General features: G+C 72.4%; 15 protein-coding genes. 9 read left to right on the top strand and 6 right to left on the bottom strand.

The window, feature by feature from the left end:
• Positions 1-61: 61 nt before the first annotated feature.
• Positions 62-835: a DUF2127 domain-containing protein gene (locus tag AC069K_RS05520; protein ID WP_478612322.1), complete on the top strand. Its 774-nt coding sequence runs from the start codon at positions 62-64 to the stop codon at positions 833-835.
• Between the two features lie 11 nt (positions 836-846).
• Positions 847-1,212, top strand: coding sequence for a hypothetical protein (locus AC069K_RS05515; RefSeq protein WP_478612320.1), 366 nt, complete (start codon positions 847-849; stop codon positions 1,210-1,212).
• Between the two features lie 43 nt (positions 1,213-1,255).
• Here AC069K_RS05515 and AC069K_RS05510 read toward each other — a convergent pair whose 3' ends face one another.
• Positions 1,256-2,131 carry an aldo/keto reductase gene (locus AC069K_RS05510; RefSeq protein WP_365105912.1) on the bottom strand — a complete coding sequence of 292 codons (876 nt, stop codon included), beginning with the start codon at positions 2,129-2,131 and terminating at the stop codon, positions 1,256-1,258.
• A 1-nt stretch (position 2,132) separates the two neighbouring features.
• On the bottom strand, positions 2,133-3,053 hold the full coding sequence (locus AC069K_RS05505; RefSeq protein WP_478612316.1) for an NAD-dependent epimerase/dehydratase family protein: 921 nt from the start codon (positions 3,051-3,053) through the stop codon (positions 2,133-2,135).
• Positions 3,054-3,097: 44 nt separating this feature from the next.
• Here AC069K_RS05505 and AC069K_RS05500 point away from each other — a divergent pair, with 44 nt between their 5' ends.
• The 4 genes from AC069K_RS05500 (at position 3,098) to AC069K_RS05485 (ending at position 7,086) form a co-directional block, all read left to right on the top strand.
• A complete protein-coding gene (locus AC069K_RS05500) occupies positions 3,098-3,613 on the top strand; it encodes an Lrp/AsnC family transcriptional regulator (RefSeq protein ID WP_365105906.1) in 516 nt (171 codons plus the stop codon).
• A gap of 280 nt (positions 3,614-3,893) precedes the next feature.
• Complete coding sequence (locus AC069K_RS05495) at positions 3,894-4,325, top strand: MerR family transcriptional regulator (RefSeq protein ID WP_365100663.1); 432 nt, start codon at positions 3,894-3,896, stop codon at positions 4,323-4,325.
• On the top strand, positions 4,322-4,657 hold the full coding sequence (gene trxA, locus AC069K_RS05490) for a thioredoxin (RefSeq protein WP_365100665.1): 336 nt from the start codon (positions 4,322-4,324) through the stop codon (positions 4,655-4,657). Before AC069K_RS05495 ends, trxA begins: the two co-directional genes overlap by 4 nt.
• Before the next feature lie 164 nt (positions 4,658-4,821).
• On the top strand, positions 4,822-7,086 hold the full coding sequence (locus AC069K_RS05485) for a HelD family protein (RefSeq protein ID WP_478612309.1): 2,265 nt from the start codon (positions 4,822-4,824) through the stop codon (positions 7,084-7,086).
• Here AC069K_RS05485 and glgB read toward each other — a convergent pair.
• The 4 genes from glgB to AC069K_RS05465 form a co-directional block, all read right to left on the bottom strand.
• On the bottom strand, positions 7,043-9,454 hold the full coding sequence (gene glgB / locus AC069K_RS05480; RefSeq protein WP_478612306.1) for a 1,4-alpha-glucan branching enzyme: 2,412 nt from the start codon (positions 9,452-9,454) through the stop codon (positions 7,043-7,045). The genes AC069K_RS05485 and glgB overlap by 44 nt on opposite strands.
• A gap of 35 nt (positions 9,455-9,489) precedes the next feature.
• A complete protein-coding gene (locus AC069K_RS05475) occupies positions 9,490-10,827 on the bottom strand; it encodes a maltokinase N-terminal cap-like domain-containing protein (protein ID WP_478612303.1) in 1,338 nt (445 codons plus the stop codon).
• Between the two features lie 201 nt (positions 10,828-11,028).
• The gene (treS, locus tag AC069K_RS05470) at positions 11,029-12,738 is read right to left on the bottom strand and encodes a maltose alpha-D-glucosyltransferase (protein WP_365100671.1); all 1,710 of its coding nucleotides are present in this window, start codon (positions 12,736-12,738) and stop codon (positions 11,029-11,031) included.
• Positions 12,735-14,732 (bottom strand): alpha-1,4-glucan--maltose-1-phosphate maltosyltransferase, encoded by a 1,998-nt coding sequence (locus AC069K_RS05465; protein WP_478612299.1) that lies wholly within the window; start codon positions 14,730-14,732, stop codon positions 12,735-12,737. The genes treS and AC069K_RS05465 overlap by 4 nt, the downstream gene beginning before the upstream one ends.
• Positions 14,733-15,381: 649 nt before the next feature.
• On the opposite strand from AC069K_RS05465, the gene glgP reads away from it, so the two are divergent.
• The 3 genes from glgP (at position 15,382) to AC069K_RS05450 (ending at position 19,062) form a co-directional block, all read left to right on the top strand.
• Positions 15,382-18,009, top strand: a complete 2,628-nt coding sequence (gene glgP, locus AC069K_RS05460) for an alpha-glucan family phosphorylase (protein WP_478612296.1) — start codon at positions 15,382-15,384, stop codon at positions 18,007-18,009.
• 67 nt (positions 18,010-18,076) lie between these two features.
• Positions 18,077-18,433 carry a hypothetical protein gene (locus AC069K_RS05455; RefSeq protein WP_365100677.1) on the top strand — a complete coding sequence of 119 codons (357 nt, stop codon included), beginning with the start codon at positions 18,077-18,079 and terminating at the stop codon, positions 18,431-18,433.
• Positions 18,430-19,062: a type 1 periplasmic-binding domain-containing protein gene (locus AC069K_RS05450; protein WP_478612292.1), complete on the top strand. Its 633-nt coding sequence runs from the start codon at positions 18,430-18,432 to the stop codon at positions 19,060-19,062. The genes AC069K_RS05455 and AC069K_RS05450 overlap by 4 nt, the downstream gene beginning before the upstream one ends.
• The last annotated feature ends 164 nt before the right edge of the window (positions 19,063-19,226 follow it).

Genomic DNA, 19,226 nt, shown 5'->3' with positions numbered 1-19,226 from the left:
ACAGGTGTCCACTACCGTGCGGGGCGTCCGTCCGGAAGCGGTGACGGGGAGAGCGAGCGGAATGAAGATCGACTGGGACCGGCGCACCTGCGCGCGCAAGGGCCATGTGACGTACGAGCCGAGCGAGGCCGAGCTGCGCGAGCGGCTGCGCGCCGAGACCCGGCTGGGCGAGGCCTGGCGCTGTCTGCGCTGCGGCGACTTCGCCCTCGGCGTCCCGCACGGCGCGGGGCCCGCCGACGACGCGCCGCTGGTGCCGCGCGGGAAGGTGCTGCGGGACCTGTTCATCCTGCGGTTCCTCGCGGTGGAGCGGCTGGTGCGCGGGGTCTTCATCGTCCTGGTGGCGGCCGCGGTGTGGAAGTTCAGCAACAGCCAGGACGCGGTGCGCAGGCTCTTCGACGAGAACCTGGACGTCTTCCGCCCGGTCTTCCAGCACTTCCACTACGACCTCGACCACTCGCCCGTCGTCGGCACCATCCAGAAGTCCTTCGGCTACAAGCACTCCACGCTGGTGGCGGTCGCCGTGGCGCTGCTGGTCTACGCGCTGATCGAGATCGTCGAGGCCGTCGGGCTCTGGCGGGCCGAGCGCTGGGCGGAGTACCTCACCGTGGTCGCCACGGCGATGTTCCTGCCACTGGAGGTCTACGAGCTGACCGAGGAGATCAGCTACCTCAAGATGGCCACATTGGGGCTCAATGTCCTCGCCGTGCTCTACATCCTGCTCTCGAAGCGCCTGTTCGGGCTGCGGGGAGGGCGGGCAGCCTTTGAGGCGGAGAGGCACAGCGCGTCGCTGATGGAGGTCGAGGCGACGGCGGGCCTCGCCGTGGGGACGACGTGAAGGGAACCCGAATGATCAAGAAGTTCACAACAGTACTGGCCCTGCTCCTGGGCACCGCCCTGGTGGCCCCGGCGGCGGCCGAGGCCGCGCCGAGCGCGGTGGTGCGGACGGTGTCGGCGCAGTCGGCGCAGTCGGCGCACTCTGCGTTCGACGCGCTCGCGCCCGCCGCCGCGCCGGCGGCATCGACGGCCCACCAGGCGGTGAGCGACGCCTCGCATGTGACGCTCGCCAAGCCGAAGAAGAAGAAAAAGAAGAAGGGCTTCTTCAAGAAGCTGGGCATCTTCCTCCTGGTGATCTTCCTGATCTTCGTGGCGCTGATCGTCCTGGTGATCTGGCTGATCGTCCGCAAGATCCGCAACCGGCGCACGCGGCACTGACGCGGCGACGGACCCGCGACGGAAGAGGGGAGGCGGAAGCGGCTCAGGGCAGCAGCGCCCGCTCCTCCTCGCCGAGGACCAGATCGGCGGCAGCCGCCGAGTCCCGTACGGACTCGGGCCGGCTGCCGCCCGGTATCGGCAGGACGTGCGGCCCCAGCGACAGCAGCCAGGCGAGCGCGACCCGCTGCGGGCTGACCCCGCGCTCGCGGGCCACCCGGTGGAAGCCGCCGAACGCGGGGTCCGCGGACACGGCCGACGTCCCGTCGAGCGAGCTGCGCGAGATGCCGCCGAGCGGACTCCACGGTAGGAACGCCAGCCCCAGCTCGGCGGTGAGCCGCAGCTCGGGCTCGGCGTCGCGGACGGCGGGGGAGTAGCGGTTCTGCACGGACACCAGCCGGTCACCGAGGATGTGGCGGGCCTCCCGGATCTGGTGGACGTCGGCGTTGGAGATCCCGACGAGCCGGACCGTACCGTCGTCGGCCAGCTCGCGCAGCGCGCCGAGCGAGTCCGCGTACGGGACGGCCGGATCGGGCTTGTGCAGCTGGTAGAGGCCGATCGCCCCGGTGCCGAGCCGCCGCAGCGACTCCTTCGCGGCGCGCTTGAGGTGCTCGGGCCGCCCGTCGACGCCCCAGCCCCCGCCGTCGGTGCGCCCGCGCCCGCCCTTGGTGGCGACGAGGACGTGGTCGGTGGTGCCGCCGTACGAGGCGAGGGCGCGGGCGAGGAGCAGCTCGTTGTGGCCGGGCTCGCCGCCGGGGGCGTAGTAGGAGTCGGCGGTGTCGAGCAGGGTGATGCCCGCGTCGAGCGCGGCGTGCACGGTGGCGAGGGCGCGCGCCTCGTCCGGCCGTCCCTCGATGGACAGGGGCATGGCACCGTACCCGATGGCGCCGACCCTCAGAGGGCCGAGTGTGCGGTGGCGCATGTCAGTTGTCCCCCTCGGCGCCCGTGAGCGTCTGGGCGATGGCGTCCGTGAGCCATTCCCCGGTGTGCGAGAAGGTGAAGCCGAGCTGCTGGGCGCGGGTGGTGTCCATGCCGTACGAGCGCCGGAAGGCGAAGGGCGAGACCTCCCCGACGTCGACGGTCCGGTAGCGGGCGGGCCCGCCGCCGATCGCGGCCACGATGTCGTCGGTGGTGAGCGGCCCGTGCGAGGCGGCGTTGACGGGACCGGTGAAGTGCTGCCCGGCGGTCCAGAGGAGGAAGTCGGCGATCTCGTCGACGTTGATGTACGTGGCCGGGTGGTTGGGCGCGGGCACGGCGATGGGCTCCCCGACGCGGAGCCGGTCGGCGTAGTGGGTGACGCGTCCGGTGAAGTCGTCGGCGCCGCCGAGGACGTGGGCGACGCGGACGCCGACGTACGGGAAGCCCGGCGCGGCGAGGACGGCCTCGGCCTGGCGCTTGCCCTCGCCGTAGTGGGAGCCGATGAACTCCGGGTCGCCCCAGGGGAGTTCGAGGTCGACGGCGACGAGCCGGGGATCGACGGCGCCCTCCGCGACCGGCGCGGCCGAGTCCTCGTACTCGTACACCTCCACGGTCGAGGTCATCACGTACCGGCGGGTGCGGTGGGTGAAGACACGGCGGGCGATGGTGGCCTGGCGCGGGGTGTAGCAGACCTGGTCGAAGACGACGTCGAACGTCCGGTCCCCCAGGGCGGCTTCGAGGGCGGCCTCGTCGTCGCGGTCGGCGAGGAGGTGCTCGACGCCGGGCGGCGGTGGGGCGGACCCCCGGTTCAGTACGGTGACGTGGTCACCGGCGGTGACGAGGCGGTCGATGAGGCGCTTGCCGAAGTAGCGGTTGCCGCCGATGACCAGCACGTTTCGGGTCCCGCGAGGCATGTCGAATGTCATGCACACAGTGTTACGTTGACGGCCGGCGTCCTGAAGGGGGAAACATGGGAGAACTGGCGGCCGTACCGAAGGAACCACGGAGTTCGAGGGCGTCGACCCACGATTCCTCACCTGCCTTCGACCAGGTGGACCGTCAGCTCCTGGCACTGGTCCAGGAGGAGGGGCGGATCAAGCTGAGCGAACTGGGCCGGAGGGTACGGCTGAGCCCCGCGGCGGTCACGGAGCGCCTGCGCCGGCTGGAGGCGGGCGGGGTGATCACGGGGTACGGGGCGCGGGTCGATCCGGCCCGGCTGGGCTACGGCATCCAGGCGTTCATCCGGGTCAACCCGCACGGCGGCTACACCCTGAAGCACCCCAGGACGCTGGAGCTGATGGAGCGCGAGGAGATCCGCGAGGTGCACCACGTGGTGGGCGAGGACTGCTGGATCATCAAGGTCGCGGTCGCGGACACGGGGCACCTGGAGGAGGTGCTGGGGGAGGTGTCGGCCCTGGGCCGGACGACGACGTCGATCGTGCTGTCGTCGCCGGTGGGGGGGAAGGGGTTGTTGCCTCGGGGGTGAGGGGGCGGGGTGCCCGGTCTTTGCCTGCGGGCCGGTGGTGGGTTGCTCGCGCAGTTCCCCGCGCCCCTGACTGCCCAGGGGCGCGGGGAACTGCGCGACCAGCCCACCACGGCTCGCAGACGAAAGATGGGGCTCGGGGCGCAGCCCCGGGGCGGGGGCGGGGGCGTCGGCCCCAGGAAGGGCACCCGCCCCGGGAGGCAGACCCCCCGGAGGGTTGGGGGAAGGGGCGGGGTGGGGCTTTGTTTGCCTTGACCTTGGCGTCAAGGATTACCGTCACCCCATGCGAATCGGCGAACTGGCCGCACGCGCCGGCACCACCACCCGCGCGCTGCGCTACTACGAGTCGCGCGGTCTCCTCACCGCGCGCCGGTCGGAGAACGGGTACCGGTCGTACGACGAGGAGGACCTGCGGCTGCTGCGGCAGATCAGGACCTTGCAGGACTTCGGGTTCGAGCTGGAGGAGACCCGGCCGTTCGTGGAGTGCCTGCGGGCGGGCCACGAGGCCGGCGACACCTGTCCCGCCTCGCTCGCCGTGTACCGGCGCAAGCTGGCCGAGCTCGACGGGCTCATCGGGCAGCTCCAGTCCGTACGCGACCAGGTCGGCGCCCAGCTGGTACGGGCCGAGACGGCCCGCGCCGAGCTGGAGGCCGGTTCGCTGGCGCCCGGGGTGCCCGGGTGCGAACTGACGGGTGTGACGGAGGGGTTGGAATGACGGTTCAGGCAGCGGGCGTGGACGTGGTGACGGACGCGACCTTCGAACGCGAGGTGCTGGAGGCGGATCTTCCGGTGCTCGTGGAGTTCACCGCCGAGTGGTGCGGCCCGTGCCGCCAGCTCGCGCCGGTGCTGAGCCAGATCGCCTTCGAGGAGGGCGACCGGCTCAAGGTGGTACAGCTGGACGTGGACAAGGACCCGGAGACGACGGTGCGGTACGGCGTGCTGTCGATGCCGACGCTCATGGTCTTCCGCGCGGGCGAGCCGGTGAAGTCGATGGTGGGAGCCCGCCCCAAGCGCCGTCTGATGCAGGAGCTCGAAGACGTCCTGTAGGGGCCCGGCCCCCGGGCCAGAGAAAGTGCACCGAGAAACAAAAAGCCCCGGTCCGATATTGCGGCCGGGGTTTTTCTCTGCGTATAGTGGGTTCTTCGTGTGTCTCTCCAGGGAAATGCACGTAAAGCCCTCACTAAAAGCACTGTATCGCGTCAGGAGCGGAATTGTCAACCGAGGAAATTCGGAAAGAACAGCAATTCGTCGACGGCCTCTACACCCGCCTCGAAGCCCTGCGCGCCCGGGCCGAGGACTCGGTGCGGCGCGCCCTGGCGCAGGTCGGGACCGGTCTCCAGGCGCGGCTGGAGCGCGATGTGCTGGTCGCCGAGCAGTCCGGGCTGCTCAGCGCGCTCGACGGCGGTGAGAACGGACTCTGTTTCGGGCGGCTCGACTTCTCCGACGGCCGCTCCCACCACATCGGCCGCATCGGAATCCGCCGCGACGACACCGAACGCACGCCCCTGGTGATCGACTGGCGGGCCGATGTGGCGCGCCCGTTCTACCTCGCGACCGGATACACCCCGATGGGGCTGCGCCGGCGCCGGCATCTGACCACCCAGGGGCGTACGGTCACCGCGCTCCACGACGAGATCCTCGACCTCACCGACGCGGCCCGCACCGGGCACGAGGGCGCGGACGCCGACGCCGTGCTGCTCGCGGCGCTGGACGCGGCCCGCACCGGCCGGATGCACGACATCGTGCAGACCATCCAGGCCGAGCAGGACCGGATCATCCGGGCCCCGCAGCACGGCGTGCTCGTCGTCGAGGGCGGCCCCGGCACCGGCAAGACGGCGGTCGCCCTGCACCGGGCGGCGTATCTGCTGTACGCCCACCGCGAGCAGCTGGCCCGGCGCGCCGTGCTGATCGTCGGGCCCAACCCCGCCTTCCTCGGCTACATCGGCGAGGTGCTGCCCGCGCTCGGCGAGACCGGAGTGCTGCTGGCGACGATGGGCGAACTCTTCCCCGGCGTGCGGGCCGAGGGGACCGACACCCCGGCCGCCGCCGAGGTCAAGGGCCGCGCCACGATGGCCGAGGTCCTCGCCCGGGCCGTGCGCGACCGCCAGACCGTGCCGCACACCGCCGCCGAGATCGACCACGAGGGCTACGGGACGCTCAGCCTGGACCGGGCGATGGCCGAGGACGCCCGCTGGAAGGCCCGCGAGTCCGGGCTGCCGCACAACCTGGCCCGCCCGTACTTCGCCTTCCACGTCATCGACGCGCTCACCGCGCAGCTGGCCGAGCGGATCGGCGCCGACCCCTTCGGCGGCGAGAACCTCCTCGGCCCCGACGACCTCGCCCAGCTCGGCAAGGAGATCGCCACCAGCCGCGAGGTCCACGCCGCCATCGACATGTTCTGGCCCGCGCTCACCCCCGAGGGGTTCGTCGCGGACTTCCTGGCCGACCCCGTCCACCTGGACGAGGGCGACGCCGAGCTGATCCGCCGCGAGGGCGGCCCCTGGACGGCGGCCGACGTGCCGCTGCTCGACGAGGCCGCCGAACTCCTCGGCGAGGACGACTCCGCGGCCCGCGCCGCCGCCGAGGCCGAGCGCCAGGACCGGATCGCGTACGCGCAGGGCGTCCTCGACCTCTCCGCGGGCTCGGAGAGCTTCGAGTTCGAGGACGAGGAGTCCGAGGTGCTCGCCGCGCACGACATCATCGACGCCGAGCGGTTCGCCGAGCGCCACGAGGAGGCCGACCACCGCAGCGCCGCCGAACGCGCCGCCGCCGACCGCACCTGGGCCTTCGGGCACATCATCGTGGACGAGGCGCAGGAGCTGTCCGCGATGGCCTGGCGGCTGCTGATGCGCCGCTGCCCGACCCGCTCCCTCACCCTGGTCGGGGATCCCGCCCAGACCGCCGAGGCGGCGGGCGTCGGCTCCTGGCGGCGGATCCTGGAGCCGTACGTGGAGGACCGCTGGGAGCATGTGCGCCTGGGGGTCAACTACCGGACGCCCGCCGAGATCATGGAGGTGGCGGCGCGGGTCTGCCGCGCGGTGGACCCCTCCTTCGAGCCGCCGAGCTCGGTGCGGGCCACGGGCGTGCGGCCCTGGGCGCGCGCGGCGGCGCCGGACGCGCTCGCGCACGCCGTCGCCGACGCGGTGAAGGCGGAGACGCCCGAGGCCGGGCGCCTCGCGGTGATCGCGCCGCGCGCGCTGCACGCCGCGCTGCACGCCGTGCTCCCGGACGTCCCCCCGGGCGAGCCCGACCTGACCCGCCCGGTGGTCCTGCTCGACCCGCGTCAGGCCAAGGGCCTGGAGTTCGACACGGTCCTGGTGGTGGAGCCCGCCCGGTACGGGGTCAGCGACCTGTACGTGGCGCTGACCCGGGCCACCCAGCGGCTCGGCGTGCTGCACTCCGAGCCGCTGCCCCCGGCACTCGCGGACGCGCTCAGGCCGGCCGCAGCCACACCGTCGCCAGCGGCGGCAGGGTGAGCTGGATGCTGACCGGCCGGCCGTGGCTGGGCACGGAGTCCGGCTTGAGGGGGTCCTCGTTGCGCAGGTCGCCGCCGCCGTAGCGTCCGGCGTCCGTGTTGAGGACCTCCGTCCAGGCCGAGACGGTGTCGGGCACGCCCAGGCGGTAGTCGTGGCGGACCACCGGCGAGAAGTGCGAGACGGCCAGCAGCGGGGCGCCGGAGGCGTCGTGGCGCAGGAAGGCGAAGACGTTGTCCTCGGCGGCGTCGCCCGCGACCCAAGCGAAGCCGGCCGGGTCGGTGTCGCACTGCCACAGCGGGGGCGTGTCGCGGTAGACCGTGTTCAGGTCGCGGACCAGGTCCCGTACGCCCCGGTGGTCGGGTTCGGCCGAGTACGAGGGGTCGAGCAGCCACCAGTCGGGTCCCGTGGTCTCCGACCACTCCGCGCCCTGGGCGAACTCCTGCCCCATGAACAGCAGTTGCTTGCCCGGGTGCGCCCACATGAAGCCCAGATAGGCGCGGTGGGTGGCGCGCCGCTGCCACCAGTCGCCGGGCATCTTGGAGACCAGGGAGCGCTTGCCGTGGACGACCTCGTCGTGGGAGATCGGCAGGACGTAGTTCTCGCTGTACGCGTAGACCATCGAGAAGGTCATCTCGTGGTGGTGGTACTTGCGGTGGACCGGCTCGTGGGCCGCGTAGTCCAGTGAGTCGTGCATCCAGCCCATGTTCCACTTCAGCCCGAAGCCGAGCCCGCCGAAACCGCCGGGTCCGACGTGGTGGGTGGCGCGGGTGACGCCGTCCCACGCCGTGGACTCCTCGGCGATGGTGATCACGCCCGGGCAGCGGCGGTAGACGGTGGCGTTCATCTCCTGGAGGAAGGCCACCGCGTCCAGGTTCTCCCGGCCGCCGTGCTCGTTGGGCGACCACTCGCCCGCCTCGCGCGAGTAGTCCAGATAGAGCATCGAGGCGACCGCGTCCACCCGCAGCCCGTCGATGTGGAACTCCTCGCACCAGTACGTGGCGTTCGCCACCAGGAAGTTACGGACCTCCTTGCGGCCGTAGTCGAACTCCAGGGTGCCCCAGTCGGGGTGCTCGGAGCGGGAGGGGTCCTCGTGCTCGTAGAGCGTGCGCCCGTCGAAGCGGGCCAGCGCCCAGTCGTCCTTCGGGAAGTGCGCGGGCACCCAGTCGACGATCACCCCGATCCCGGCCCGGTGCAGCGCGTCCACCAGATGGCGGAAGTCGTCCGGGGAGCCCATCCGGGCGGTGGGGGCGTAGAAGCCGGTCACCTGGTAGCCCCAGGAGCCGCCGAAGGGATGCTCGGCCACGGGCAGGAACTCCACGTGCGTGAAGCCCAGGTCGCGTACGTACGCCGGGAGCTGCTCGGCGAGCTGGCGGTAGGTCAGCCGGGGGCGCCAGGACGGCAGGTGCACCTCGTAGACGGAGAACGGCGACTCGTGGACCGGCCGGTCGCCCCGGGCCGCCATCCACAGGTCGTCCTGCCACACGTGGTGCGACTCGGTGACGATCGAGGCGGTCGCGGGCGGCACCTCGGTGCGCCGGGCCATCGGGTCGGCCCGCAGGGTGTGCGAACCGTCGGGGCGGGTGATGTCGAACTTGTAGAGCGTGCCGTCGCCGACGCCCGGCAGGAACAGCTCCCACACACCGGTGGAGCCGAGCGAGCGCATCGGGTACGCGGTGCCGTCCCAGTAGCAGAAGTCGCCGGTGACCCGGACCCCGAGGGCGTTGGGGGCCCAGATGGTGAACCGGGTGCCGGCGACGCCCTGGTGGACCATCGGACGGGCGCCGAGCGCCGTCCACAGCTCCTCGTGGCGGCCCTCGCCGATCAGGTGCAGATCGAGTTCGCCGAGCGCGGGCAGGAAGCGGTACGGGTCCTCGGCCTCCAGCTCGTTGTCGTCGTAGGCGACGAGCAGCGAGTACGCGGGGACCTCCCGCAGCGGCACCACCCCGGCGAAGAGGCCGTCGCCCTCGTCGCGCAGCTCGGCGCGGACCCCCTCGGCCAGGACGGTCACGGCCCGCGCGTACGGGCGCAGCACCCGGAACGCGACCCCGCCGCGCACCCGGTGGGCGCCGAGCAGCGCGTGCGGGTCGTGGTGCGCCCCGGCGAGCAGCCGGGCGCGGTCCTCGGCGGCGAGCGGCCGTGCGGCCCGGACGCCTCGGCCCCCGCCGCGCTTCGGCTTCGGCGGCGCGTCCGGCGTCGCGGCCTCCGCGGCCTCCGGCGTCTTCGTGGCCTCCGGGACCTCCGGTGACGTGGAGGTCTTCGGTGACTTGGAGGTCTTGGAGGCCTTCGGTGCCTTCGGCGGCTTCGCCGCCGTCGACGCGGGCGGGCGGCCGGACCGGGCGGGGTCGGTCTTCTTCGGGCGGGCGGTCACGGGTACGGCCTCCTCGGGATGGGGCGCGGTCGGGGTCAGTCCTGGGCCAGTCGTCGGACCGCCGCCATCGGGACGGCGAGCCAGTCGGGGCGGTGGCGGGCCTCGTACAGCACCTCGTACACCGCCTTGTCGGTCTCGTACGCGCGCAGCAGCTCGGGCTCGTCGCGCGGGTCGGTGCCGGCCGCCGCCGCGTAGCCCGAGCAGTAGGCGTCCCGGCAGGCCTCGGCCCACTCGGGGCGCCAGGGCTGCTGGGTGCGGGCGGCGTAGTCGAAGGAGCGCAGCATCCCGGCGACGTCCCGGACCGGCGGCTGCGGGCGGCGGCGCTCGGCCAGCGGCCGGGCCGGCTCGCCCTCGAAGTCGATCACCGCCCACTCCCCGTCACCGGTCCGCAGGGTCTGGCCCAGGTGCAGATCGCCGTGGACGCGCTGGGCCGGGCGGGGCCCGCGGACCCGTGTCACCGCGTCGAACGCGGCGCGCAGCCCGGGCACGTGCGGCAGCAGCATCGGCACCGCCTGCGCCGCCGCCTCCAGCCGGTCGTGCATCGCGGCGGCGAGCAGCTCGGTCTGGGCGCGGCCGAGGGTGACCACCGGCAGCGCGTCGGCGAGCGCGGTGTGGACCTCGGCGGTGGCCCGGCCGAGCGCGTGGGCCTCCCGGGTGAAGTCGCGCCCGTCGGCGAGCGCGCGCAGCGCCAGCTGCCAGCCGTCCCGCGAGTCGCGCAGATAGGGCTGGAGCACGGCGAGGGTGGCGTTCTCGGGCCGGTCGGTCTGGATCCAGGCGGCCGGCGCGGGCACCCGGGCGCACCCGTGCCGGGCCAGGACCAGCGGAAGCTCCAGGTCGGGGTTGACCCCGAAGTGGATACGCCGGAATACCTTGAGGATGAACGTATCTCCGTACACCAGCGAGGAGTTGGACTGCTCGGCGGCGAGGAGGCGGGGGGTGAGACCGGCCGGGACGGGGAGGTCCGCGTCGCAGCCGAAGCGCAGCGGGCCGAGCCGGCCCGGGGTGCGCAGCCGTTCCAGGAGCAGTGCGGCGACCTGCGGGTCCTGGAGGGCGTCGTAGACGGTCTGGCCGGTCAGCGGTCCGTCGGTGGCGTGGCCGACGAGCGCGGGGGCGAGCGGCGGCGGCAGCACCTTCCGTACGCCCAGCAGCAGCTGGTAGACGTCCGGCGGCTCGGGGGCGGTGCCGGGCTGCTCGGCCCGGACGAGCAGATGCAGACAGCCGGGCAGCAGCTCGGTCACCGAGACCAGCTGGAAGCCGGTGACCGGGCGGCCCTTGCCGGCGAACCAGCGCTGTCTGGGGAGCCATTCGTGCAGCAGGGGCGCCAGTGAGGGCAGTAGCGCGACGGGAGTCAGGGTGGGTGCGGCCTTGGGCATGGCAGCGCGTCCTTTCCCCGGGCTCACAGCAGGATGTGCGCAGAGTGTCCCGGATTGCGGCATTGGCTGTCCGGCGGCGCGCGGAGCCTCCGGTGTGCCACTGAAAGCGGTCCGGAGCGTTGCTGAGGAGAGTGCCCCGGGCGGGCCGGAGGAAACCGGCCCGTCCGGGCCCGCCCGAAAGCACTCCTCAGCCGGGCGGGTTCAGCCGATCACGACGCTGTCCTTGCGCAGCCGGAACCAGTAGAAGCCGTGCCCCGCGAGGGTGAGCAGATAGGGCCACTGGCCGATGGCCGGGAAGCGCACCCCGCCGATCAGCTCCACCGGATGGCAGCCGGCGAAGACCCGCAGATCCAGCTCGGTGGGCTGGGCGAACCGCGAGAAGTTGTTCACGCACAGCACCAGGTCGTCGTTGTGCTCCCGCAGGAACGCCAGGACCGCCGGGTTGGAGGAGGGGAGTTCGGTGTACGAACCGAGGCCGAAAGCGGGGTTCTGCTTGCGGATCTCGATCATCCGGCGGGTCCAGTGCAGCAGCGAGGAAGGCGAGGCCATCGCCGCCTCGACGTTGGTGACCTGGTAGCCGTAGACGGGGTCCATGATCGTCGGGAGGAAGAGGCGGCCCGGGTCGCAGGAGGAGAAGCCCGCGTTGCGGTCGGGCGTCCACTGCATCGGGGTGCGCACCGCGTCCCGGTCGCCGAGCCAGATGTTGTCGCCCATGCCGATCTCGTCCCCGTAGTAGAGGATCGGCGAGCCGGGCAGCGAGAGCAGCAGGGCCGTGAACAGCTCGATCTGGTTGCGGTCGTTGTCCAGCAGGGACGCGAGCCGGCGCCGGATGCCGATGTTGGCGCGCATCCGGGGGTCCTTGGCGTACTCCGCGTACATGTAGTCGCGCTCTTCGTCCGTCACCATTTCGAGGGTCAGCTCGTCGTGGTTGCGCAGGAAGATGCCCCACTGGCAGGTCTTGGGGATGGCCGGGGTCTTGGCGAGCACCTCGGAGACCGGGTAGCGGCTCTCGCGGCGCACGGCCATGAAGATGCGCGGCATCACGGGGAAGTGGAACGCCATGTGGCACTCGTCGCCGCCCGCCGCGTAGTCACCGAAGTAGTCGACGACGTCCTCGGGCCACTGGTTGGCCTCGGCCAGCAGCACGGTGTCCGGGTAGCTCGCGTCGATCTCCGCGCGCACCCGCTTGAGGAACTGGTGGGTGGCGGGCAGGTTCTCGCAGTTGGTGCCCTCCTCCTGGTAGAGGTACGGGACGGCGTCGAGGCGGAAGCCGTCGATGCCCAGGTCCAGCCAGAACCGCAGCGCCGCCAGGATCTCGTCCTGGACGGCCGGGTTCTCGTAGTTGAGGTCCGGCTGGTGGGAGAAGAAGCGGTGCCAGTAGTACTGCTTGCGGACGGGGTCGAAGGTCCAGTTGGAGGTCTCGGTGTCGACGAAGATGATCCGGGCGTCCTGGTACTGCTTGTCGTTGTCGGCCCAGACGTAGTAGTCGCCGTACGGGCCCGCGGGGTCTTTCCGCGACTCCTGGAACCACGGGTGCTGGTCGCTGGTGTGGTTCATCACGAAGTCGATGATCACGCGCATGCCGCGCTGGTGGGCGGCGTCCACGAACTCCACGAAGTCGGCGAGGTCGCCGAACTCCGGGAGCACCGCGGTGTAGTCCGAGACGTCGTAACCGCCGTCGCGCAGCGGGGACTTGAAGAAGGGCGGCAGCCAGAGGCAGTCGACCCCCAGCCACTGGAGGTAGTCGAGTTTGGCGGTGATGCCCTTCAGATCCCCTACGCCGTCGCCGTTGCTGTCCTGGAAGGACCGCACGAGCACCTCGTAGAAGACGGCCCGCTTGAACCATTCGGGATCGCGGTCCTTGGCGGGAGTGTCCTCGAAGGTGTCGTGGACGGGCTCGTTGACGATCATGGTGTGGGTGACCCTCCGATCGGCGGGGACGGTCGCAGGACCAGGATGTGCGCGGGCGCACGGCCCGGCTCCAGACGCACGTAGTTGGCCCTGCCCCAGTGGTAGGTCTCACCGGTGAGCTCGTCGCGCACCGGGACGGGCTCGTGCCACGCGAGGCCGAGCTCCGGCATGTCCAACGAGACCGTGGCCTCCTGGGTGTGGTGGGGGTCGAGGTTGGCGACCACCAGAACGGTGTTCGACCCCGAGCGCTTGCTGTACGCGAGCACCGCGTCGTTGTCGGTGTGGTGGAAGCGCAGCGAGCGCAGCTGCCGCAGCGCGGGATGGCGCCTGCGGATCCGGTTGAGCGTGGTCAGCAGCGGGGCAAGCGAGCGGCCCTCGCGTTCGGCCGCCTCCCAGTCGCGCGGCCTCAGCTCGTACTTCTCCGAGTTCAGGTACTCCTCGCTGCCGGCGTGCAGCGCGGTGTTCTCGCACAGCTCGTACCCCGCGTACACCCCCCAGCTGGGCGAGAGCGTCGCCGCGAGCACCGCGCGCACCTCGAAGGCGGGGCGCCCGCCGTGCTGGAGGTAGGCGTGCAGGATGTCGGGGGTGTTCACGAAGAAGTTGGGCCGCATGTACGCGGCGGCCTCACCGGTCAGCTCGGTCAGGTACTCGGTCAGCTCCTGCTTGGTGTTGCGCCAGGTGAAGTACGTGTAGGACTGCTGGAAGCCGATCCGGGCCAGGGTGTGCATCATCGCGGGGCGGGTGAACGCCTCGGCGAGGAAGACCACGTCCGGGTCGCTGCCGTTGACCTCGGCGAGCACCTGTTCCCAGAAGACCACCGGCTTGGTGTGCGGGTTGTCCACGCGGAAGATCCGCACCCCGTGGTCCATCCAGAACCGCAGGATCCGCACGGTCTCGGCGACCAGGCCCGGCATGTCCCGGTCGAAGGCGAGGGGATAGATGTCCTGGTACTTCTTGGGCGGGTTCTCGGCGTACGCGATGGTGCCGTCGGCCCGGTGGTGGAACCACTCGGGATGCTTGTCCACCCAGGGGTGGTCCGGCGAGCACTGGAGCGCGAAGTCGAGGGCGACCTCCATCCGCAGGTCGCGCGCGGTGCGCACGAAGTGGTCGAAGTCGTCGAGGGTGCCGAGGTCGGGGTGGATCGCGTCGTGCCCGCCGTCCGGCGAGCCGATCGCCCAGGGCACGCCCACATCGCCGGGCGCGGCCGCGAGGCTGTTGTTGGGGCCCTTGCGGAAGGTGGTGCCGATGGGGTGCACGGGCGGGAGGTAGACCACGTCGAAGCCCATCGCGGCGACCGCGGGCAGCCGCTCGGCGGCGGTCCGGAAGGTACCGCTCACCGGGGGCTTCCCGGCCTCGACGACCGCCCCCTCGGAGCGCGGGAACAGCTCGTACCACGACCCGTACAGCGCCCGCTCGCGCTCCACCAGGAGCGGCAACGGCGCGCCGGCGCTCACCAGTTCGCGCAGCGGGTAGCGGGCCAGGGCGGCGTCCGCCTCGGGGGTCAGGGCCGCCGCCAGCCGGGCCGGGGCCGGAAGATCGGCGTCGCGCAGCGCGTCCAGGGCGGCCAGCACCGCCTCGCGCCCCTTGGTCTTCGGCACCCCGCGCGCCGCCCGCTCGTACAGCGCCGCGCCCTCGGCCAGGACCAGCTCGGTGTCCAGCTCCGCCGGGATCTTGATCGAGGCGTGCCGGCGCCAGGTGGCGATCGGGTCGCTCCACGCCTCGACCGTATACGACCAGTGCCCTTCGGCCGTCGGAGTGACCTCGGCCCCCCAGCGGTCGGTGCCGGGTTCCAGTTCGCGCATCGGCGTCCAGGGGCCGGGGCGCCCGCGGGGGTCGCGCAGGACCACGTTGGCGGCGACCGCGTCATGGCCTTCTCGGAAGACGGTGGCGGTGACCATGAAGGTCTCGCCCGCCACCGCCTTCGCCGGCCTTCTGCCGCAGTCGACGGCGGGGCGGACGTCCAGGACGGGGATACGGCCGATGGGCAGATTCACGGGCTCACCTGGTGGCTGGTGGGTACGGGGCGTGGCGGGGTCTGCTCTTTGTAACTGCTCCGTCGGCGTTTGACGGGCTGCGGGCATGGCCGCTCCTGTCCGCGTTCACTCGGGTGGCGGTCAGCGGTTGCACGGACGGCGTCCTACCGGTGGAGCCTTCCACGCGGGACGAGTGCGCATTCCGGTGGTTCGTAACTACCTGGGCGTAACGGTCCGGGCAAGGAAACGGCCCCGTCTTTCGGCGGGACCGGGCCAGAATTTGCCTACCCACAAGTTCAGTTGGCGCCCTCGTCGCCGTCCGCCCGCCGCGGACGGCCGGGCGGGCCCGGCCCGGCGCGGGGGAATCCCGCGGTGGCGGCCCGTGCGGGGCGGCCATCGACGTGCCCGAACCGGTCCGGTACGCCATGGGTTCCGTGTTCCACGCCGAGGGGGAGTCCACACCCGGCGCGCGGGGACCGGCCCGCGTGCCCCCTGGGACGGCCGCCCCTTGGAGAGCCCCCGGAGCCCCCTGGGAGCGCGCGCGGGGGGCGGTCGCCTCCGTGCGCCGTGGTAGTGCGGGGCGCCCTCCCACTACCGTCGGGGGTGAAGGAGAGTCGAACAGAGCTGTACGTCCCTCCTGTTACGTACATCCCCTGCGAAGGTGGAACACGTGAAGGCAATCCGTCGGTTCACCGTCCGCCCCGTCCTCCCCGAGCCCCTGCGGCCCCTGAGCGAGCTGGCCCGCAATCTGCGCTGGTCCTGGCATGCCGAGACCAGAGAACTGTTCCGGTCCGTCGACCCCGAGGGATGGCGGGCGGCCGGAGAGGACCCCGTCCGCCTGCTGGGGTCGGTCTCCGCCGCCCGGCTCGCCGCGCTGGCCGAGGACCGCCGCTTCGTCCGTTCCCTGACCGCCTGCGCCGACGACCTCGCCGATTACCTCGGCGGGCGGCGGTGGTACCAGGAGCAGCCCGAGGGGCTGCCGCACGCGGTCGCCTACTTCTCGCCGGAGTTCGGGATCACCGCCGCCCTGCCGCAGTACTCGGGCGGGCTCGGCATCCTGGCCGGCGACCATCTGAAGAGCGCCAGCGACCTCGGCGTACCGCTGATCGGGGTCGGCCTCCTCTACCGGCACGGCTACTTCCGCCAGTCCCTCTCGCGCGACGGCTGGCAGCAGGAGCACTATCCCGTCCTCGACCCCAACGAACTGCCGCTGGCGCTGCTGCGCGAACCCGGCGGCGAGCCCGCGAAGATCGTGCTGCGGCTGCCCGGCGGCCGCGCCCTGCACGCGGTGGTCTGGATCGCCCAGGTCGGCCGCGTCCCGCTGCTGATGCTCGACTCCGACGTGGAGGAGAACGGCCCCGGCGAACGCGACGTCACCGACCGGCTCTACGGCGGCGGCAGCGAGCACCGGCTGCTCCAGGAGATGCTGCTCGGCATCGGCGGGGTGCGGGCGGTGCGCGCGTACTGCCGGATCACCGGGCACCCCGCCCCCGAGGTCTTCCACACCAACGAGGGCCACGCGGGCTTCCTCGGCCTGGAGCGGATCCGCGAACTCGCCGGTGAGGGGCTTCAGTTCGACGCGGCCCTGGAGTCGGTGCGCGCCGGGACCGTCTTCACCACCCACACCCCGGTCCCGGCCGGCATCGACCGCTTCGACCGCGAACTGGTCGCCCACCACCTCGGCGACGACGGCGAACTGCCGGGCGTCGACGTCTCCAGGATCCTCCAGCTCGGCCTGGAGACCTACCCGGGCGGCGAGCCCAACCTCTTCAACATGGCCGTGATGGGGCTGCGCCTGGCCCAGCGCGCCAACGGCGTCTCCACCCTGCACGGGGAGGTCAGCCGGGAGATGTTCGCGGGCCTGTGGCCCGGCTTCGACCCCTCGGAGGTGCCGATCACCTCCGTCACCAACGGGGTGCACGCCCCGACCTGGGTGGCGCCGGAGGTGTTCCGGCTCGGCGCCCGGCAGATCGGCGCCGGGCGCGCCGAGGACGCGCTGACCGTGGGCGGCTCCCCGCGCTGGGACGCGGTCGCCGACATCCCGGCGGCGGAGATCTGGGAGCTCCGGCGCGAGCTGCGCGAGCAGCTGGTCGTGGAGGTCCGCGAGCGGCTGTACGCGTCCTGGCGCACCCGCGGGGCCGGGACGGCGGAGCTCGGCTGGGTGGACGGGGTCCTCGACCCCGACGTCCTGACCATCGGCTTCGCCCGCCGCGTCCCCTCCTACAAGCGGCTCACTTTGATGCTGCGCGACCGGGACCGGCTGATGGAGCTGCTGCTCCACCCGACCCGCCCGGTGCAGATCGTGGTGGCGGGCAAGGCGCACCCGGCCGACGACAGCGGCAAGCGGCTGGTCCAGGAGCTGGTGCGGTTCGCCGACGACCCCCGGGTGCGCCACCGCATCGTCTTCCTGCCCGACTACGGGATGGCGATGGCCAAGAAGCTCTACCCGGGCTGCGACGTGTGGCTCAACAACCCGCTGCGGCCCTTGGAGGCGTGCGGCACCAGCGGGATGAAGGCGGCGCTCAACGGGTGCCTGAACCTCTCGGTCCTGGACGGCTGGTGGGACGAGTGGTTCGCGCCGGACTTCGGCTGGGCCATCCCCACCGCCGACGGCTCGGCCATGGACGAGGACCGCAGGGACGAGCTGGAGGCGACCGCGCTGTACGACCTGATCGAGGACCGGGTGGCGCCGCGCTTCTACGACCGGGGCGCGGACGGGCTGCCCGGCCGCTGGATCGAGATGGTCCGCGAGACCCTCTCCTCGCTCGGGCCCAAGGTGCTGGCGGGCCGGATGGTGCGCGAGTACGTGGACCGGCTGTACGCGCCCGCCGCCCGCGCCCACCGCGAGCTGGAGCCGGGCACCGCCCGGGAGCTGGCCGACTGGAAGGCCCGGGTCCGGGCGGCCTGGCCGCAGGTGGCCGTCGACCATGTGGAGGCGGTGTCCGCGACGGCCGTGAACGGCCACGCCGAGCTCGGCTCCACGCTCGCCCTGCGGGTGCGCGTCGGCCTCGGCGGGCTCCAGCCGGACGACGTGGAGGTGCAGGCGGTCGCGGGACGGGTGGACGCCGCGGACACGCTCGCGGAGGCCCGCACGGTCGCCCTGAAGCCCGCGGGCGGCCCGGACCTGGAGGGCCGCTGGGTGTACGAGGGCCCGCTCGCCCTGGACCGCACCGGCCCGTACGGCTACACGGTCCGCGTCCTGCCGGCCCACCGCCTCCTCGCCGACGGCGCGGATCTCGGACTGGTCGCGCTGCCGACCGAGGCGACGGGGGAGGGGGCGGGGGTGCTGATGCGCTGAGGGCGGCGGGGTTGTACCGTACGTCGGCCGCTGCCCTGCGCCCCGTACGGAACTGCGAGGTCCGATTGTGAACCCTGCCGAGAACGCCGCCCCGCGCCCCCTGCGCCCGTATGGGACCTGGGCGGCGCGCGCGGGCCTCGCGCTGCTCCCCTTCGCCACACTGGGGCTGCTCTGCCCGGTGCCGTCGCTGGTGATCGCCCTGCGGCGGCGCCGGAGCGCGGACTGGGCGGCCTTCGCGGTCTTCGGCGCGGTGTGGGTGTCCTGGGTGATCCAGCTGGCGACCACCCCGGACACCACGCACGGCACGCGGTTCGCGGCCGACGTGCTGCTCATCGGGCTGTCCACGGCCGGGGCGGCCGCGCACGCCTGGCGGGCGTGGCCGGCGGCCCGGAAGTCCCCGAACGAGAACGGCGAGAGCGCGTGAAGCACGTCAAGCAGGTACGTCAGGCGCAGGCGGCGAAGGCCGCCCGCCAGGAGCAGGACAAGCAGAGCAGATACGCGCGCTACCGGCTGCGGTTCGCGCGTCTGACCGCCCTGGCCCGGGCGCACCGGCGCCGGGTGTGGATCGCCGCGGGGGCGGCGGCGGCCGTGGTGCTCGGCACGGTCCTGTTCTCGGTGCTGGACAAGGACGACAAGCCGGGGCCGCCGGATCCGCGGGCGCGGCAGTACAGAAACGTCGACGCCTGTCTGCTGACCGGGGAGAAGGGCGTCACCGAGGGCACCGAGGGCGCGCCGGTCTGGGCCGGGATGCAGGACGCGTCGAAGAGCACGCACGCCCGGGTCAACTTCGTCCCGGTGACGGGCGAGCAGACGCAGGCCAACGCCACCCCGTTCGTCAACAGCCTCGTCCAGCGCTCCTGCGACGTGATCGTGGCGGTCGGCAGGGCTCCGGTGGCGGCGGCCGAGGCCGCGGCGAAGACGCAGCCCAAGGTGCGGTTCGTGGTGGTCGGCGGGCAGGCCGCGGCGGCCAACGTGACGGCGGTGAAGCCGGGTGACTCGGTGCGGGCCGATGTGGAACGCGCCGTCCGGCAGGGCGTCAATGCACCCCGATAGCCCGGATTTCCCCTATCCGACCCGCATGGACATGGCAAAGAAATGCTAAAGGATCAAGGGGTGGAAGCAACCCTTCCAAAAACGTGAGGCACGATCACGAGGCTTTGTCTTCTGTAAGCCGCGTGTAAGTAAAGGCTGCCTCGATGCGTGCTCGATGGGCTCGA

It is taken from the genome of Streptomyces sp. NPDC043908, assembly GCF_056435525.1.
Note: the sequence above shows the minus strand (reverse complement) of the source record. Positions and strands in the feature narration are given on the sequence as shown.

Bases quoted from the DNA above. Each gene is read 5' to 3' on its own strand.
- AC069K_RS05520 (WP_478612322.1), top strand. From the start codon at position 62: ATGAAGATCGACTGGGACCGGCGCACCTGCGCGCGCAAGGGCCATGTG.
- treS (WP_365100671.1), bottom strand. From the start codon at position 12,738: ATGATCGTCAACGAGCCCGTCCACGACACCTTCGAGGACACTCCCGCC.
- AC069K_RS05505 (WP_478612316.1), bottom strand. From the start codon at position 3,053: ATGACATTCGACATGCCTCGCGGGACCCGAAACGTGCTGGTCATCGGC.
- AC069K_RS05515 (WP_478612320.1), top strand. From the start codon at position 847: ATGATCAAGAAGTTCACAACAGTACTGGCCCTGCTCCTGGGCACCGCC.
- AC069K_RS05475 (WP_478612303.1), bottom strand. From the start codon at position 10,827: ATGCCCAAGGCCGCACCCACCCTGACTCCCGTCGCGCTACTGCCCTCA.
- AC069K_RS05495 (WP_365100663.1), top strand. From the start codon at position 3,894: ATGCGAATCGGCGAACTGGCCGCACGCGCCGGCACCACCACCCGCGCG.
- AC069K_RS05510 (WP_365105912.1), bottom strand. From the start codon at position 2,131: ATGCGCCACCGCACACTCGGCCCTCTGAGGGTCGGCGCCATCGGGTAC.
- trxA (WP_365100665.1), top strand. From the start codon at position 4,322: ATGACGGTTCAGGCAGCGGGCGTGGACGTGGTGACGGACGCGACCTTC.
- AC069K_RS05500 (WP_365105906.1), top strand. From the start codon at position 3,098: ATGGGAGAACTGGCGGCCGTACCGAAGGAACCACGGAGTTCGAGGGCG.